The sequence below is a fragment of the Bradyrhizobium sp. 147 genome (genome assembly GCF_023073935.1).
In the GTDB taxonomy this organism is placed as follows: domain Bacteria; phylum Pseudomonadota; class Alphaproteobacteria; order Rhizobiales; family Xanthobacteraceae; genus Bradyrhizobium.
On sequence record NZ_JADPKL010000036.1, the window covers coordinates 1 to 14,966 of the forward strand.

Consider the following 14,966-nt stretch of genomic DNA (forward strand, 5'->3'; position numbering starts at 1 on the left):
CGGCTGGTCTTCATCGACGAGACCTGGACCAGAACCGATATGGCGCCTTTGCGGGGATGGGCGCCGCGCGGGCACAGACTTCCCGCCAAGGTTCCGCACGGCCGCTGGAAGACCATGACCTTCTTGGCGGCCCTGCGCCATGACCGGATCGATGTGCCATGGTTCATCGAGGGCCCGATCGACGGCGTGAGCTTTCGCACCTATGTCGAGAAGGTTCTTCTGCCCGTCCTTCGACCCGGCGACATCGTCGTCTTGGATAACCTCGGTAGCCACAGGAGCAAAGCAGTTCGCCAACTCATACGCTCGGTCGGCGCCAAACTCTTCTTCCTCCCAAAATACTCGCCCGACTTGAACCCGATCGAACAAGTCTTTGCCAAGCTCAAGCACCTGCTCCGCAAAGCTGCCGCGCGAACCGTCGACGCCGTCTGCGCCGCAATCGGCCGCGCACTCGATGCCTTCACCTCCGAGGAATGCGCCAATTACCTCAAAAATTCAGGCTATCGAACCTAATGCCATCACGCATTAGACCCTATGTTTGCGCTCTGAGGTGACGGGCGGCCCGCCCCGCGGCAAGCTCCTATCGAGGGTTGCGCCGGATGGTCCGGTGAAGCATGGGGAGCGGGCCTGATGAACAATAGCATTTTCGTGGGACTGGATGTGCACAAGGCGACGATTTCAGTCGCAGCGGCGGAAGCGATGCGCGGCGGTGAAGTTCGTAACTTGGGGATCATCCCTAATCGCGTCGATCAAATCGCCAAGCTGGCGAAGAAGCTTGGCAAGCGTGACCGGCAGGTCAGTTTTTGTTACGAAGCCGGCCCCTGCGGATATGGCCTGCATCGACAACTGACAGGAATGGGGCACAACTGCATCGTGGCGGCCCCCTCGCTGATCCCGATGAAGGCCGGGGATCGGGGTTAAAACCGACCAGCGCGATGCGGCGATGCTAGCCAAGCTGCACCGGAGCGGCGAGCTGACAGCCGTGTGGGTTCCGGATGCGGCGCATGAGGCCATGCGCGACTTGGTGAGAGCCCGCGCCACAGCGATGCGTGTGCTCGGCAAGGCGCGGCAACATCTCCAAGGCTTCCTGCTGCGACATGGGCGCATCTATGCCGGGAAGAGGGGGGACTCTGGCTTATCGTCGCTGGCTCACCACGGTGCGCTTCGATCATCCAGCGAGCCAAATCGTTCTGCAGGACTACATTCATGCAGTGACCGGGCTGAGGCCCGTGTGGACTGCTTGACCAAGCGGATCGAGGAGCTGGCGCCACAATGGTCGATGACGCCGTTCGTAGAGGCCGTGCAGGCGATGCGCGGCGTCGCCTTCATCGTCGCCGTGACGGTGGTTGCCGAGGTCGGCGACTTCTCCCGCTTCGACAATCCCCGCCAGTTGATGGCCTTTCTCGGCCTCGTGCCGTCGGAGCATTCGAGCGGCGCAACCATCCGACGCGGCGGCATCACCAAGGCCGGCAACGCTCTGGCCAGGCGAGCTCTGATCGAGGGGGCATGGACCTATCGCATCCAAGCCCGCGTCAGTCGCAAGCTCCATGACCGTAACGAGCGCCTACCACAAGCTATCCGCGATATCGCCTGGAAGGCCCAGGTCAGGCTGTGCGGCCTCTATCGCCGCTTGTCGGCGGCCGGCAAACCCAAGGTGATCGTCACCACCGCCATTGCACGCGAGATGGTCGGCTTCCTGTGGGCGATCGCTCGTCAAGTCCAACTCGGGCCGGCCGCCTGAACAGCACTGCTCGACCATATCAGTGCCCAGGGCAGGAGGCAGGGCGCGGTGGGGAATCCTCGTGGCCTGTTATGAGCCGGCATTGCCGACGCTCGCTCCCTAGACCGAGGCAGCCCCAAGACGAAACCACGGTCATGCGGTAGCCAACCCGCGCATGAGAGCTTGATCAACCGTCGTCTTCAGCCCTGCCTCCTACCGTGGGCACCTTCGAAGTCACAGCGTCCGGGCGCTCAGCCGGAAGCGGCTCCGCTTGATCGAGTCGCTTGACAGCAAACATGAGAGCAGGCCGTTGAAAAAAGGTGTTCGCCGCCGACCAGCGACCGTGATTCATTGGCTCCCACGAGATTCGGAGATGATGCGTGCGCGGCGTCGACGCCAATTCCGATGAACCAGCGGAACAGCAGGTCGTATTCCTGCCGCTCCATCAAAAGCCGCTCCGAGCGGATCGAATAAAAACGCTTGCAACAGCATGGCCCGCTGCAGCTTCTCCGGCGGGATCGACGGCCGCCCAATCGGCGAATAGAGCGCGCCAAACTTGCGCTGCAGCGTCGACAGCGCCTCGGTCGATCGTCCGGATCGCTCGCAGCGGATGGTCACGTCGCACCCCGCGCCTCCAGATGACGTAGCTGAACAGCTCGCCCGTCCGATTGTCGCCGCGACGCAGCCTGGGATGGTTCGGTGTTGTCGACATCTGCGGCGACGCAAAGGAGCTGAATCCCATTGTGGTAGCCGAGAAGGCTCGAGTATGGCGATCTGCAACGATAGCTCTCGAAAGGCTCGGTGGTCGGCTGTTATCGGAACATATGATCCATTTGACATCTGTTGGATCAATTGATATTTCTCCCGCAAAGTCCGAAGCACCTGACGGCGTAGCAGAGCTGGGGCGCGCTGCGCGCGTGTCCGCGCTGGGCTTCAACACAATGGAGGATGGCGTGAACGACACCCGGTATGGAACGCGGGACAAGCGGGGGAATTGGACGCCCGCCAGGCGGCCAAGGCGCGCACCGGTTTTCGTCTGGCCGGCCCAGCCAAAAAAATTCTTGAACTGGCTATTCGGCTATCCAGGGTATCTATGGCCCTGGAATGCGCTTTATGTCTCTATCTCAGTCCTCGCGTGGTGGTATCTAACACCTTCGCTGGATACCATGAAGCAGTTCCACGTGGACTGGGTCTTGCTTATCCTGCTGCGGAACGCGGCGCTGACGATTCTCGTTTACGGCTGTTTCCACGTCGTTTTCTACATCCAGCGGCGCCAGGGGACCGACTTCAAGTACAATTCGAAGTGGCCTGATACTGACAATCCGACGTTTATGTTCGGAAGTCAGACATCTGAAAATGTGTTCTTGACGATGTGCAGCGGTGTGCCGGTGTGGACAGCGTATGAGGTGTTCACTTGGTGGGTGTTCGCTAACGGCTACATCCCTTATGTCGATTTTGCAGTGCACCCTGTCTACTTCGTTGCGCTCATGCTGCTCGTCCCGGTGTGGCATGAGTTGTACTTCTATATGATCCATCGCCTTATCCATCTCGGACCGCTTTACCACATCATACATAAACTACATCACAACAACGTTAATCCGGGGCCATGGTCAGGCCTGTCGATGCATCCATTTGAGCACATCATCTTCTTTGGGGGCGTGCTGATCCATTTCGTCGTGCCGTCGAACCCGCTGCACGCAATGTTTCAGCTGATGCATTTGGCCCTAGTGCCGGCAAAAGCCCACGTCGGCTTCGACCGAATGGTGACGGGCGACGAGAACTATGTCGATACTGACAACTACTTTCATTACCTGCACCACAAATACTTTGAAGTGAACTATGGTGATCGGATGATCCCTCTCGACGAGTGGTTCGGTACGGCGCACGACGGCTCGGCGGAAGCCGATGAGGCGATGTACAAGCGGATAAGGGCCAAAAAGTACGTACGCGGCGGATCACGTTGATGTTGGGCGGTCGGCTACAGATGCGCCGCCATTTTCTATACGCAGCGTCCACGCCAGATGGTTGCCGCTGAGCGGGTGGCGTTTTGCGCTTGTCCCCTTATCGCCGGTAGATGGCCAGAACCAAAGGACACCACATTGACTAACACAGGAGAGTGGGTGGCGGCCTGCGCCAACGACGCCTTGGAATGCGAAGAAGCCCTACGTTTCGATCACGCAGGTCGCACATTTGTGATTGTTCGCTCGCCAGAAGGCGACTACTTCGTGGTCGACGGCCACTGCTCCCATGAGAAGGTCCATCTTGCGGGGGGCATTGTTGATGGCCACATCATCGAATGCCCAAAGCATTTTGGCACCTTCGATTATCGGACCGGTGAGGCACGCGCGCTGCCAGCGTGCATCGACCTATGCAGCTACGAAGTCAAGATCGAAGGCCGCACCGTTTTCTTCAAGATCTAGTGGAGGGCCGACATGGAGGCAGTCTGGTGTCGAAGCAGGGGCTGATTGTACTGCAGTCGCTCTGGGCGATGGAGCGGCGTCATCCTGACGGGATCGAGCGTTCCATCGAGGAAAACCTGACGATGATCAAGGATGCGGGGTTCGATGGCATCAGCACATCGTGTGTGGATCGCGCGCGCGTCGCCCTGATCGCACGTGCCCTGACCGGCAGGGGACTCGCGGTCGAGGGCATGTGCTTTCCGAAGACAATCGATGACCTGAAAGCTGCGATCGACCTCGGTCGGCAACTCGGTGCATTACATTTAAATGTACAGCCCGACGTCCGTCCACGCCGCGTCGCTGATTGCATTCCTTTACTGGAAGGCTGGATCAAGGTCGCTGAGGCGGCTGGCATGCCGATCTATTTCGAGACGCACCGCAACAGGATGACGACAGATCTCCTGTTCACACTCGACCTCATTGATAGGGTCCCTGAAATGCGCATGTTAGCGGACCTCTCACATATCCTGTTAGGGCGTGAATTCTGGTACCCGATCTCCGACGAAGACGAGGGGCTAGTGCAGCAGGTGCTCGATCGAACATGGGCATTTCATGGCCGCGTCGCATCCCGCGAGCAGATCCAGGTTGAGATCACATTTCCGCAGCACAAGGTTTGGCTCGACTTATTTTTGCGTTGGTGGGAATACGGGTTCAAAAGCTGGCGAAAGCGCGCAGGTATGGATGCACGCCTCTCTTTCACATGCGAACTTGGCCCGCGGCCCTATGCAATTACCGACCGCGAGGGCAACGACACCACCGACCGATGGCAGGAAGCATTGTTGGTCAAGTGCCTAGTCCGCGACCTATTCGAGCGTACGGCAGACCGCGCGCAACCTTCTCTCGAACATGGTTCCTTCGCTTGAGTATTGAACCGGGGATGGTGATCGTCGGGGCGGGCGAGGCCGGCACGGCAGCGGCGATTGCCCTGCGGGAGGCCGGCTGGCGAGGTCTGATCGTCCTGATTGGAAACGAAACCATGCCGCCATATGAACGGCCGCCACTATCCAAAGCAATTCTGATCGAGGAGGGGGAGCCTGGACCCAAGCTTCTCATCGCGCCCGCGCGGCTTAAGGAGTTGGGAATTGATTATCTTCAAGGGAGCGACGTCGAATCAATAGATCGCATGGCGCACACCGTCACCCTCTCAAACGGGAGGCATCTGGCTTACGAACGACTGCTGTTGACTACCGGTGCCAAGCCCCGAACATTGACCATTCCGGCGGCCGCAGGAAGCAGAATAACAACGCTACGAACCTATACCGATGCATTGGCTATCCGCCGGAGCATTGGCCCGCAGTGCGAACTGGTCGTCATCGGCGGCGGCTTCATCGGGCTCGAGGTTGCCGCAAGTGCTGTGTTGAGAGGGACTTCGGTCACTGTGATCGAGGCCGGCCCGCGGCTGCTGACGCGGGCAGTTCCAGCGCCCATTGCCGAACTCATCAAAGCCAAGCATGAGCGTTCGGGCGTCCGCATCGAGACCGGTGCCACGGTCGAGCGTATCGACGTGGATGAAGGGCGCTCCAAGCTCGTGCTCGAAGACGGCCGCACGCACTTGGCTGACCTGGTGGTCGTGGGGATTGGCGCGATGCCGAACGTTGAGCTTGCGCAGGCGGCGGGGTTGACCCTCGAGAATGGCATTGCCTTGAACGAGACGCTGACTACCTCCGATCCGGACATCTTTGCGGCGGGCGACTGCTGTTCGTTCCTGCATCGCCTCTACGACGAGCGTATCCGACTGGAAGCATGGCGCAACGCGCAGCGACAGGGCGCGGCGGCCGCTGCCAATATGCTGGGCGCGAACCGCCCCTACGAGGACGTGCCATGGTTCTGGTCGGATCAATACGACGAGACGCTCCAGATGGCAGGTCTCAATCATGTAGCAGACACTTCAGTCTGCCGCGACCTCAACGCGAAGGGGCAGCTCTTCTTTTACTTGGCCCCGAGCGGGCGCCTCGTTGCCGCATCCGGCTTCGGTAGTCTGGCCAATATCACCAAAGATATCCGGTTTGCGGAGATAATGATCGGTAAGCGCCTTGCTCCTCAGGCCGAGGCGCTGGCTGACCCGACTGTCAGTATCAAGTCTCTGCTGGCTTTGGGATCGAGTTCGGCCTCGATGCGCGGGTAACTGAAACCACATTCTGAAAACAGCTGTCGGGAACAACATCGGGATTTCGATGCGACAAAGCGTTCTCTCGTATTCGCGCTGTCTTGCCCGTGGCTTCATACCAGCGCAATATTCCGGCACCAGCCGGTCTTCTCCTTTGCGGCTCGTTCTTGTTGCGCTCGCTAAGCAGGAGATGTGCGTCAGAGCTGGCTCCGGAATTTTGGACAGGGCGGTAAGTGGAGTTTCTGCCTGACGGCGGGCAAGATTGACCTGCGAATCAGGAGAGACGATGAGCAGACGACCCCGTCGGCACCACGCACCGGCATTCAAGGCGAAGGTGGCGTTAGCCGCGATCAAGGGCGAGATGACGCTGGCCCAGCCGGCTGAGCATTTCGACGTGCACCCGAACCAGATCACGCAGTGGAAGGCCCAGCTTCAGGAAGCGGCGGCCGATGTGTTCGGTCCTGGTGAGGCAACCGAATGAGCGAGCCCGCGGTTGACGTGAAAGCGCTGCACGCCAAGATCGGGGAGCTGACCCTGGAGAACGATTCCTAAGAAACGGCATCGCCGACGTTCGGCTCCAATGGCTGGAGAATGAAGCCGAATGCCTTGGCGCGCCGATGCAAATTGTTGACCACTCGCGTCCGGTAGCGCGTCTCGTAGGAAGAGGCCCCGGGATCGACATAGTCCATTCCGTATCGCACAGCATTGTAGAACAGAACTGCGATCTTGCGGGCCGTGGCGGTCACTGCCTTGGCCTTACCGATGCGCGATGAAAGTCGCCTGTAAAAGGCGCCGAGCGCAGTATCGGTGCGTCCGACGGTGACGGCAGCAAGGCGCAGAAGCGCCGCCGCCCGGCCGCCGGATCGGCGCGTTCGGGACGAGAGCCTTTTGCCGCCGGAGACCTTGTTGCTCGGCGCCAGTCCTAGCCAGGAGGTAAAATGCTTTGCACTTGGCCACGAGGAGAGGTCGTCCCCGCATTCAGCGATCAGCTTCAGCGAGAGGTAAGGACCGAGGCCGTCGATCGTGGTGATGTCTTTTCCCAGCAACGCGAACAGCGCCTCGCGGACGTCGAAAGCTAGAGCGTTCGCCTGATCGGTCCGATTCCGACGTAGCGAGGCCCGCGGTGCTGGTCCATGGCCACGACTGCGATGGTTGCTCAGTTCCTTCAACACGGCTTCGATCCGCGCGTCGCAGGCAGATGCCTTCTCGTGGTAGGTGTCGTAAAGGGCGAGTGCCTGCTCGAGCGCAAACAGATGCTCGGCGCGGTAGCTCCCGGTGAGCGCCTTCGCAATCGTCTCGGCACTCGAGTGGCAACTGTAGTGACGCAAGCGCGCCAGCGCCTCGGGATCGCGCTCGCCGGCAAGAACCGCGCGTATGATACGCTGGCCGGTCGCGCCGGTGATGTCGGCGACGACGTGATGGAGCTGAAGATTCATCTCCGTAACGCCTTCTGCATATGCTGGATGTGCGAGGCCGCGTACTCCAGCAGACGCTCGCGCTGACGCACGTAGGCTCGCAGTTCGGCAATCTGCCCTTTGGGCTGAAAGCTGGCCCGCAGCAACCCGAATGAATGGAGTCGCTGCAAGCATTGCGCATCGCTGACATCGGTCTTACGCCCCGGCACGTGCTTGGCATCGCGCGCGTTGACAAGGAACACGGTAAATCCCCGGGCATCGAGAAGCTCGAAAATCGGAATCCAGTAGACGCTGGTCGATTCCATGACGACGGTCTCGACGCCGCATTCCGTAAACCAGTCGACCAGCCGATGCAGATCGGCCGTGAAGGTACCGAAACTGTGGACTGGCTCCGGTGCGCGATCTGCCCTAACGGCCGCCATATGCATGGTGCCCCAACGTCGATAGCAGCCGCGTTCGGGTGCACCATCGGCATGTTACCGCCGCCTTTCGACTTCGATCTTTTCGGGTTCATCTGTAACTCCTCCTGACTCCGGCGGAAGGGCTGGGCTGCGCAATTCGTTCAAATTCCTAAACGGGATCGCCGAGATGGCGTCACCACACTCAAGTGCGCAACAGCCCGTGGACCATGTTTTTTGACGGGGTCACGTGCCACCAAAATCGTATCGGCCGCTCCCTTCCGGCCGCAGTCTAGCGATTACCCGTTTATATCCCACAGGGGGCGCGCAGCGCCCGCCCAGTTTTTTAGAAGGCGCGCTCAGCAAAGCCGGCCTGCTGAGCGCAAAGCGATGATCGACCGTGAGCACGACCTGCCGATCACGAAACAGGCGGAAGTTTTGAAGATCAGCCGTGGCAGTGTCTATTATCTGCCGCGTCCAGTGCCTTCCGCCGACCTCGCGATCATGCGACGGCTCGACCGGCTGCATCTGGAGTTTCCTTTCGCCGGTTCGCGAATGTTGCGAGACCTATTGGCTGCCGAGGGGTGCAAGATCGGCCGCCGGCATGTTAAAACGCTGATGCGGCGGGATGGGGATAGAGGCGCTTTACCGCCGGCCGCGCACCACCAAGCCCGAGCCTGGACACAAGATCTATCCGTATCTGCTGCGCGGGATGGAGATTACACGCCCGAACCAGGTCTGGGCGATGGATATCACCTACAGTGCGCCTCGCCCCACATTTGGGGAAGCGCGTATGACTGGAATGCAAAAGCGAAAGGAGGAAGAAAGAAATGACTTGTCCCCTGCTGTGAGGGGACATGAGCCCAAGCGGCGGTGACCTGTCGTCAACTGGCAGGGTGACGTAGCCCGCAGGTAAAGGGGATTGAGGCGAAGCCGTTAAGCCGAGATGGTCCCCGAGGCTGAAGTATTGGAAGGTTGAGGAACACGAACCGGTTCACCCGCATCTGAGGGCTGAAATGTCGCCTCCGCCTACACGGCTTAACAGGTGGAATGCTGATGATGTCGCCGGACAGATATGACGGCCGGCATCCGAACGCGAGCCCAGATGTAAGGACGCTCGCGAGGGGTCATGGGGAGAACGCAGCCAGACCATGGCATCAGCATCGACTTGCGGAAAGCAAGGGAAAAGACTGCGACCGGCAGCCTCACCAATACGATGACGTCCAGCATATGAACGAGGGAAGGCATGATGGAATACCCACGATGCTTTGTGTCGCAAGGGAGTTGACCCTGACGTCCACCATGCTGGCGGAGTTTCCGTAGTAGTCCGCCGCAGGGAAAGCCTGCCACATGGCGAAGGGGAACAGTTCAAACTGCTTGGAGTGCAAACTATCTGACCCAATGAGGTGAAGACCTTTGATAACCAGTGAAATGCAGCACAAGCTCGCGACATGGGCCGGCAGCGATCCGAACCGAAGGTTCGATCGCCTCCTTCGGCTGATTGCCAACCGGGAATGGCTTGCCGAGGCCGCTCGGATTGTTCTGGCGTCAATTGGCGCACGAACACCGGGCATCGACGGAATAGATAAGCAACGACTGCAGGTCAGATTGGATCAGCATCTGGATGACCTGCGGAAAAGCCTGCTGGAGGAGAGTTATCGCCCCCAGCCGGTGAAGCGAATCTATATCCCGAAAACCAACGGCAAGCTACGCCCACTGGGTATTCCGACTCTGACGGATCGCATCGCCCAACGAGCCATGCTCATGGCCATGGAGCCAATCTGGGAAAGCGACTTCCATCGCCTATCCTATGTGCTTCCGGCCTGAACGGAGCGTGCACCATGCCGTCCGCACCGTGAAGATACAGCTCCAGGATGGAGCCGACATGACGAGGGGCCGCTGGATCATCGAAGGTGATCTGGCAAGCTACTTCGACACGGTCCATCACCGGCTGCTTATCAGATGTGTGCGGCGACGAGTGCAGGACGAGCGGCTTGTTGATCTTCTCTGGCGGTTCCTGAAGGCAGGTCACATTGACCGTGACCTGTTTACAGCCTCCAGCGAGGGTGTTCCGCAAGGTGGCGTGCTGTCACCGCTCTTGTCCAACATCATGCTCCACGAGTTTGATGCGTGGCTGGAGGCGAAATACCTGAGCGGCAAGGCTCGCAAGGACCGCTGGGCATGGAACTTCGCCTCAAGCTTGGCCGCCCGATCACGGTTCGAGAGAACCGGCATTGGAAGCCGGCGGTTGCTTATTGCCGATACGCTGACGACTTCGTCGTCATCGTAAAAGGGACCAAAGCTCAAGCAGAGGAAATCCGCGAAGAATGCCGCGCCTTTCTGGAAGGCAAGCTGAAATTGACGCTGAATATGCAGAAAACCCATATCACTCACGTCAATGACGGCTTCGTCTTTCTGGGGCACAGGATCATTCGCAAGCGAGGGTCGCACGGGCGCATGTCCGTCATCACAACGATACCCAAGGAAAAGGCGAAGGGGTTTGTTCGCAGGCTCACTGAAGCCCTTTCCGGCAATCATAGTGTCAGCACGGTCGACATGATCGCTGGCCTGAACCGTCAACTGGCGGGATGGGCAGCGTTCTATAAGTTCACCGACTTCACCGCGCACGTATTCCGGCGCATCGACCAGTCGTATTCTGGAAAATGGCCTTGGCTGGGGCACAAATACCGGTCTCGCATCAAACCTTTGATGCGGAAATAAATGGTATCGACCCCCGGAACCGGGCAAGGCGAAAACCTGGCTCGTGTTTGGTCGAAATGAACGCGGCGGGCCCCACGGAAAAGCACTTTACCGGCTTGTCTCAAGTCCGAAGGCGCAGTTCCGATGGCGCAATCCGGAGGAAAATCCCTACCTCTTCCGAAAAGAAGCCCGCAGCACTGTCACCTCGCACTATCAGGATGTTGCTATGGCCATGGGCCAAGCTTGAACAGAGAGCCGTATGCGCTGAAAGGTGCACGTACGGTTCGGGGAGGAGAAGCGCGCTCGCGCTTCTTACTCCACTCCCGATGGCGCGCGGCTTCGTGTACCTGGCTGTTGTCCTCGACTGGGCGAGCCGCCGGGTGCTGTCGTGGCGCGTCTCGATCACGATGGAAGCCGCATTCTGCGTCGAGACGCTGGAGGATGCTCTCGCCCGCCACGGCAAGCCGGACATCTTCAACACCGACCAGGGCTCGCAGTTCACCGGCGCGGCGTTCACCGGCGTGCTCGCCAGTCACGGCATCGCCATCAGCATGGACGGCCGGGGCGCCTGGCGCGACAACGTGTTCGTCGAGCGGCTGTGGCGCAGCGTCAAATATGAGGAGGTCTATCTGCGCGCCTACGACACCGTGTCCGATGCCCGCGCCTCGATCGGCCGATACCTCGACTTTTACAATGGCCGGCGTCCTCACACGAGCCTTAACGGCGGCACCCCGGATTAAGCTTACTTCAACCCGCTGCCGCTCCGCGCGGCAGCTTAATTTTGGCGGAAGCTCCACTTTATCGACGCGGAATTGCTGTTCAGACAACCGGGACCACCTCATCGCCGGTCATGAGGTCTAAGCCCAAAACGGGGCCTTGCTCGCATCCTCACGACGGTCATTGCCGGCCGTCCCAAAGCAAAATCGACGACCTTATGCCATGGTGGTTCCGCAAAACGGTCAAGCAAGCATCAAGGGGGTAACCTAACCGCTTCCAGTCACGCCGGCCAGCATCTCTCCACTGTGCGCGCCTGCCCCGCAGGAACAGGTAGAACCAACAATTAGGGACTTGTGCTAGGACATCTCCATTGAGCGCCTGCGCACAAAAACGGCGGGCTGTGCCTGTTTTCGCCGAAAAGACGCTCATGTGCGCTGAAAACGGCGGAACTCTTACTTGCAAATGATGCATCCTAAACCTGCGGCATGAGCTGTCGCGGTCCCGTCGGGCCAAAAGACCCTGACGGATTGGCAGACACAGGTCTCGACACGTAAGCTTCGCTGCTTATTCGGCCTCGCCGTCTGTCAGTTAATGTGACAGCTTGAGGCGTCAATGATCAAAATATCTCTGGTTGTCGGCAATCCAAAGCCGGCGTCGCGAACTCGCAGGATTGGGGAACAGCTGATCGAACGGCTCTTTCTTCGGGGTTCATATAAGCTTGTCGTTGTCGATTTAGCGGATCACTCGGACAACCTCTTTAAATGGCCTTGTGAAGAACTTGCGCAGCTAAATGCCGCAGTAGCCTCAAGCCATGTGGCCGTGTTCGCCTCACCAACTTACAAGGCGACATTCACGGGCCTATTAAAGGCTTTTCTCGATCGATACCCGGCCAGCGGACTGCGCGGAGTAGTGGCTATTCCGCTTATGACAGGCGCAGATATTGGTCACTCCATGGGACCTGTATCCAATCTTACTCCACTTCTTATCGAACTTGGAGCGGTCGTGCCGGTGCGCGGACTCTATTTTGTTACTGCGCATATGGACCAATTGGACATCTTTCTAAAGAAGATTGCCGGTGAGGTAGCGCAGTCGTTGCAAGCCGTGGCTTCTGTCGCGTCACGACTCCACTTCAACACCGACAGCTTAGGAGAGGACGCCTGAGATGAACGTTTCGATTGATCCTTCCCATTTCAGGCGCATGCTTGGTTATTATGCTTCCGGCATAACGGTGGTATGTGGACTGGATTCCGGCGAACCTCTAGGGTTTACATGTCAATCGTTTCATAGTGTTTCGCTTAACCCGCCTCTGGTCTCAGTTTCCATAATGTCGACCTCGAAAACTTGGCCCCGAATACGTGCTACGGGACGCTTCAGCGTGAATATTCTTTCCGAAGCGCAAAGGGACATTTCCGATAGGTTTGCAAAGTCGAGCGCCGATCGATGGGCGGGCGTAAGATGGGAATCAACTGCAGCTGGCAATCCCAAAATTTTGGGTGCGATTGTCTGTCTTGATTGCATCCGGCATGCTGAGTACGAGGCCGGAGATCACGTGATTGCTATCGGTAGTGTGTTGGATATTTGCGGCCCTGATCAAGTCGATCAAAAGACGCCTCTGCTTTTCTACCAGGGCCGATATCACCGTATTGCTGAGGATACCTGAAGCCAATGCCGGGGGAGGGATGGTTGACGGACAGAACTCGCCCAACGCAAGCTGGGAGTATTCTCGTTTAACTCAAAGGTAGGCGCGCCCGCTTGGAAGCGCACACAAGAAAATATGTTTCGTCTTCTAAGAGAGGAAAACACATGACTACAAGAGTCTGGCGATCTCCATTTAGGTTGAGGTAAATCCGAGCCGCTTGAGCCGTTGGCAACCAAGCGCGAGCTTCTAGGTACAAGGTAGAAACCATGTCAGATCAGGTGTTGTCTGAACCTCCGTGCCGTCGCGTGAGCCGGCGCTCCGTCCTGCAATCGTCGGCAGCACTGTTAAGCGTGCCATTTATCGCAAAGGCCACCGCAGCCTTCGGGCAGGAAAAAATCGCCCGCACCGGCGAAGTGGTCGTTTGCAGTTATGGTGGCCCGTTCACGGAGAACTTGCGTAAGACTGTCTTGGACCCCTTCACGAAAGCTACCGGCATCAGTGTTGTCGATGCTGTCGCTGACAACGCCGAGGCCCCGCTCTGGGCGATGAACAAAGCTGGGCGGGTCGACTGGGACGTCGCCATGGTCAACGCGTTTTTTCCAACCTACTTGCAGTTGCAGCAGGCCGGCGCGTTTCTGCCCATCGATTACAGCCTTTGGGATGATGAGGCGTTAAAAGGGGTGCCGGAATTTGCTCGTCATAAGGACACCGTCGTTGCATACCAAAGCGCCAACCTGCTGGTATATGATGAACGCGCCTTCCCGAAGGGCGGCCCGAAGAACTGGACCGACTTCTGGAATATCAAGGAATTTCCGGGACCAAGAGGACTCTCTGCCACTTACGGTGCTAATTTAGTGGCTGCGTTAAGCGTCCTTGGCGTGATGGACAAGGGTCTCTGGCGACTGACTGATGATAAGATCGATAGAGCGTTGAAGAAACTCGATGAGATCAAGCCACATATCACAAAGTGGTGGACGACGGGTGGCGAGACGCTACAACTTCTGATCAACCGTGAATACGCTTTAACAAGTGCGCCCGATGGCCGTGTCCTTGTGGCTATCAAGAAAGGGTTCCCGATCCGCATGCTGTGGGACGGCGCTTATGTAACCGATAACCACTGGATTGTTGCAAAGGGCGGGCCGAACACGGTGAATGCACAGAAATTCATTGCATTTGTGAATCGGGCCGAGATCGCGGCCGCCTTTACGGAAGGGACCGGCTATCCCGGCCCTAACCTAAATCAGCTCAAGTACTTGCCAGCCGATCTGCTGCCGCTGCTCAGCATAAACCCCGAGAACGCAGCGAAGACAGTCCGCTTCGACGTTCCTTGGTTTTGGGAAAAGCACTCAGACGGCAAGACTAATGCGGAACACATACTAGAGCGTTGGCTCGCATGGCGCGCTCAATAATATGCAGGCTACCGGCGACCGGCTGACGTCTTCGCCATCGCATGCAGACGCACGGCCGCCATCACGTGGGCTTTGAGCAGGCGGCGCAGCAGGGGATCCAACGACGCACTTCACGTGCTAGCGCTGGCGCATTTATGATGTGGTGCGAGAGGTCCATGGGCCCCGGTGATCGGGCGTCGGCATCGCGCATGCCCTTCCATTCCCATGGCAGCACTTCGTGCAGACGGGGGCTACAAAATCGGCGATACGAAGGAGGACGTCAGTCAGCCAGCCTATCGGATCACGTCGTTTGGGCGTGCGGAGGTTAGTTGTCCGTGAACAAGCCTCCAAGCACTTGATTGGGAGTCTGTTTTCCGGTTGCGGCGGCATTTGAGATTGCAGGGGGATTGAGGCTTCACAGCCCAA

10 protein-coding genes and 6 pseudogenes are annotated in these 14,966 nt (G+C 58.5%); 14 read left to right on the plus strand and 2 right to left on the minus strand.

The genetic code is table 11. The annotated features are described in order from the left end of the window. The 3 genes from IVA87_RS09090 to IVA87_RS09100 all read left to right on the plus strand — a co-directional run. On the plus strand, window positions 1-510 hold a 510-nt coding region (locus tag IVA87_RS09090; RefSeq protein ID WP_247333398.1), incomplete at its 5' end, for an IS630 family transposase. Between the two features lie 117 nt (window positions 511-627). Continuing rightward, the gene (locus IVA87_RS09095; protein ID WP_247333399.1) at window positions 628-918 is read left to right on the plus strand and encodes a hypothetical protein; all 291 of its coding nucleotides are present in this window, start codon (window positions 628-630) and stop codon (window positions 916-918) included. Window positions 919-940: 22 nt separating this feature from the next. Further along, window positions 941-1,738, plus strand: a complete 798-nt coding sequence (locus tag IVA87_RS09100) for an IS110 family transposase (protein ID WP_247333400.1) — start codon at window positions 941-943, stop codon at window positions 1,736-1,738. A gap of 365 nt (window positions 1,739-2,103) precedes the next feature. On the opposite strand, the pseudogene IVA87_RS09105 reads toward IVA87_RS09100, so the two are convergent. Then, a pseudogene (locus IVA87_RS09105) lies at window positions 2,104-2,402 on the minus strand (transposase); the annotation flags it as partial. Between the two features lie 139 nt (window positions 2,403-2,541). Between IVA87_RS09105 and IVA87_RS09110 the strand changes: the two are divergent. From IVA87_RS09110 to IVA87_RS09130, 5 genes and pseudogenes are all read left to right on the plus strand, one after another. Next, window positions 2,542-3,681, plus strand: a complete 1,140-nt coding sequence (locus IVA87_RS09110; protein WP_247333401.1) for a sterol desaturase family protein — start codon at window positions 2,542-2,544, stop codon at window positions 3,679-3,681. Window positions 3,682-3,816: 135 nt separating this feature from the next. Further along, entirely contained in the window at window positions 3,817-4,137 is a 321-nt protein-coding gene (locus IVA87_RS09115; protein WP_247333402.1) for a Rieske 2Fe-2S domain-containing protein, read from the plus strand. A 68-nt stretch (window positions 4,138-4,205) separates the two neighbouring features. Next, the gene (locus IVA87_RS09120) at window positions 4,206-5,039 is read left to right on the plus strand and encodes a sugar phosphate isomerase/epimerase (RefSeq protein ID WP_247333409.1); all 834 of its coding nucleotides are present in this window, start codon (window positions 4,206-4,208) and stop codon (window positions 5,037-5,039) included. Between the two features lie 14 nt (window positions 5,040-5,053). Continuing rightward, window positions 5,054-6,301 carry an FAD-dependent oxidoreductase gene (locus tag IVA87_RS09125; RefSeq protein ID WP_247333410.1) on the plus strand — a complete coding sequence of 416 codons (1,248 nt, stop codon included), beginning with the start codon at window positions 5,054-5,056 and terminating at the stop codon, window positions 6,299-6,301. A 268-nt stretch (window positions 6,302-6,569) separates the two neighbouring features. Next, a pseudogene (locus IVA87_RS09130) lies at window positions 6,570-6,829 on the plus strand (transposase); the annotation flags it as partial. Window positions 6,830-6,831: 2 nt separating this feature from the next. Here IVA87_RS09130 and IVA87_RS09135 read toward each other — a convergent pair. Then, window positions 6,832-8,212 (minus strand): annotated as a pseudogene (locus IVA87_RS09135) (IS110 family transposase). Between the two features lie 226 nt (window positions 8,213-8,438). Here IVA87_RS09135 and IVA87_RS09140 point away from each other — a divergent pair. The 6 genes and pseudogenes from IVA87_RS09140 to IVA87_RS09175 form a co-directional block, all read left to right on the plus strand. Continuing rightward, a pseudogene (locus IVA87_RS09140) lies at window positions 8,439-8,856 on the plus strand (IS3 family transposase); the annotation flags it as partial. A 656-nt stretch (window positions 8,857-9,512) separates the two neighbouring features. Beyond that, window positions 9,513-11,043 (plus strand): annotated as a pseudogene (gene ltrA, locus IVA87_RS35320) (group II intron reverse transcriptase/maturase). Window positions 11,044-11,107: 64 nt separating this feature from the next. After that, window positions 11,108-11,536, plus strand: a pseudogene (locus IVA87_RS09160) (DDE-type integrase/transposase/recombinase); the annotation flags it as partial. A gap of 589 nt (window positions 11,537-12,125) precedes the next feature. Beyond that, the gene (locus IVA87_RS09165; protein WP_247333405.1) at window positions 12,126-12,674 is read left to right on the plus strand and encodes an NAD(P)H-dependent oxidoreductase; all 549 of its coding nucleotides are present in this window, start codon (window positions 12,126-12,128) and stop codon (window positions 12,672-12,674) included. 37 nt (window positions 12,675-12,711) lie between these two features. Next, window positions 12,712-13,173, plus strand: a complete 462-nt coding sequence (locus IVA87_RS09170) for a flavin reductase family protein (RefSeq protein WP_247333412.1) — start codon at window positions 12,712-12,714, stop codon at window positions 13,171-13,173. 245 nt (window positions 13,174-13,418) lie between these two features. Beyond that, complete coding sequence (locus tag IVA87_RS09175; RefSeq protein ID WP_247333407.1) at window positions 13,419-14,561, plus strand: ABC transporter substrate-binding protein; 1,143 nt, start codon at window positions 13,419-13,421, stop codon at window positions 14,559-14,561. Window positions 14,562-14,966: the final 405 nt, after the last annotated feature.

Coding starts and splice junctions, on each gene's coding strand:
- IVA87_RS09120 (WP_247333409.1), top strand. CDS start 4,206: ATGGAGCGGCGTCATCCTGACGGGATCGAGCGTTCCATCGAGGAAAAC.
- IVA87_RS09110 (WP_247333401.1), top strand. CDS start 2,542: ATGATCCATTTGACATCTGTTGGATCAATTGATATTTCTCCCGCAAAG.
- IVA87_RS09100 (WP_247333400.1), top strand. CDS start 941: ATGCTAGCCAAGCTGCACCGGAGCGGCGAGCTGACAGCCGTGTGGGTT.
- IVA87_RS09125 (WP_247333410.1), top strand. CDS start 5,054: ATGGTGATCGTCGGGGCGGGCGAGGCCGGCACGGCAGCGGCGATTGCC.
- IVA87_RS09175 (WP_247333407.1), top strand. CDS start 13,419: ATGTCAGATCAGGTGTTGTCTGAACCTCCGTGCCGTCGCGTGAGCCGG.
- IVA87_RS09095 (WP_247333399.1), top strand. CDS start 628: ATGAACAATAGCATTTTCGTGGGACTGGATGTGCACAAGGCGACGATT.
- IVA87_RS09170 (WP_247333412.1), top strand. CDS start 12,712: ATGCTTGGTTATTATGCTTCCGGCATAACGGTGGTATGTGGACTGGAT.
- IVA87_RS09165 (WP_247333405.1), top strand. CDS start 12,126: ATGATCAAAATATCTCTGGTTGTCGGCAATCCAAAGCCGGCGTCGCGA.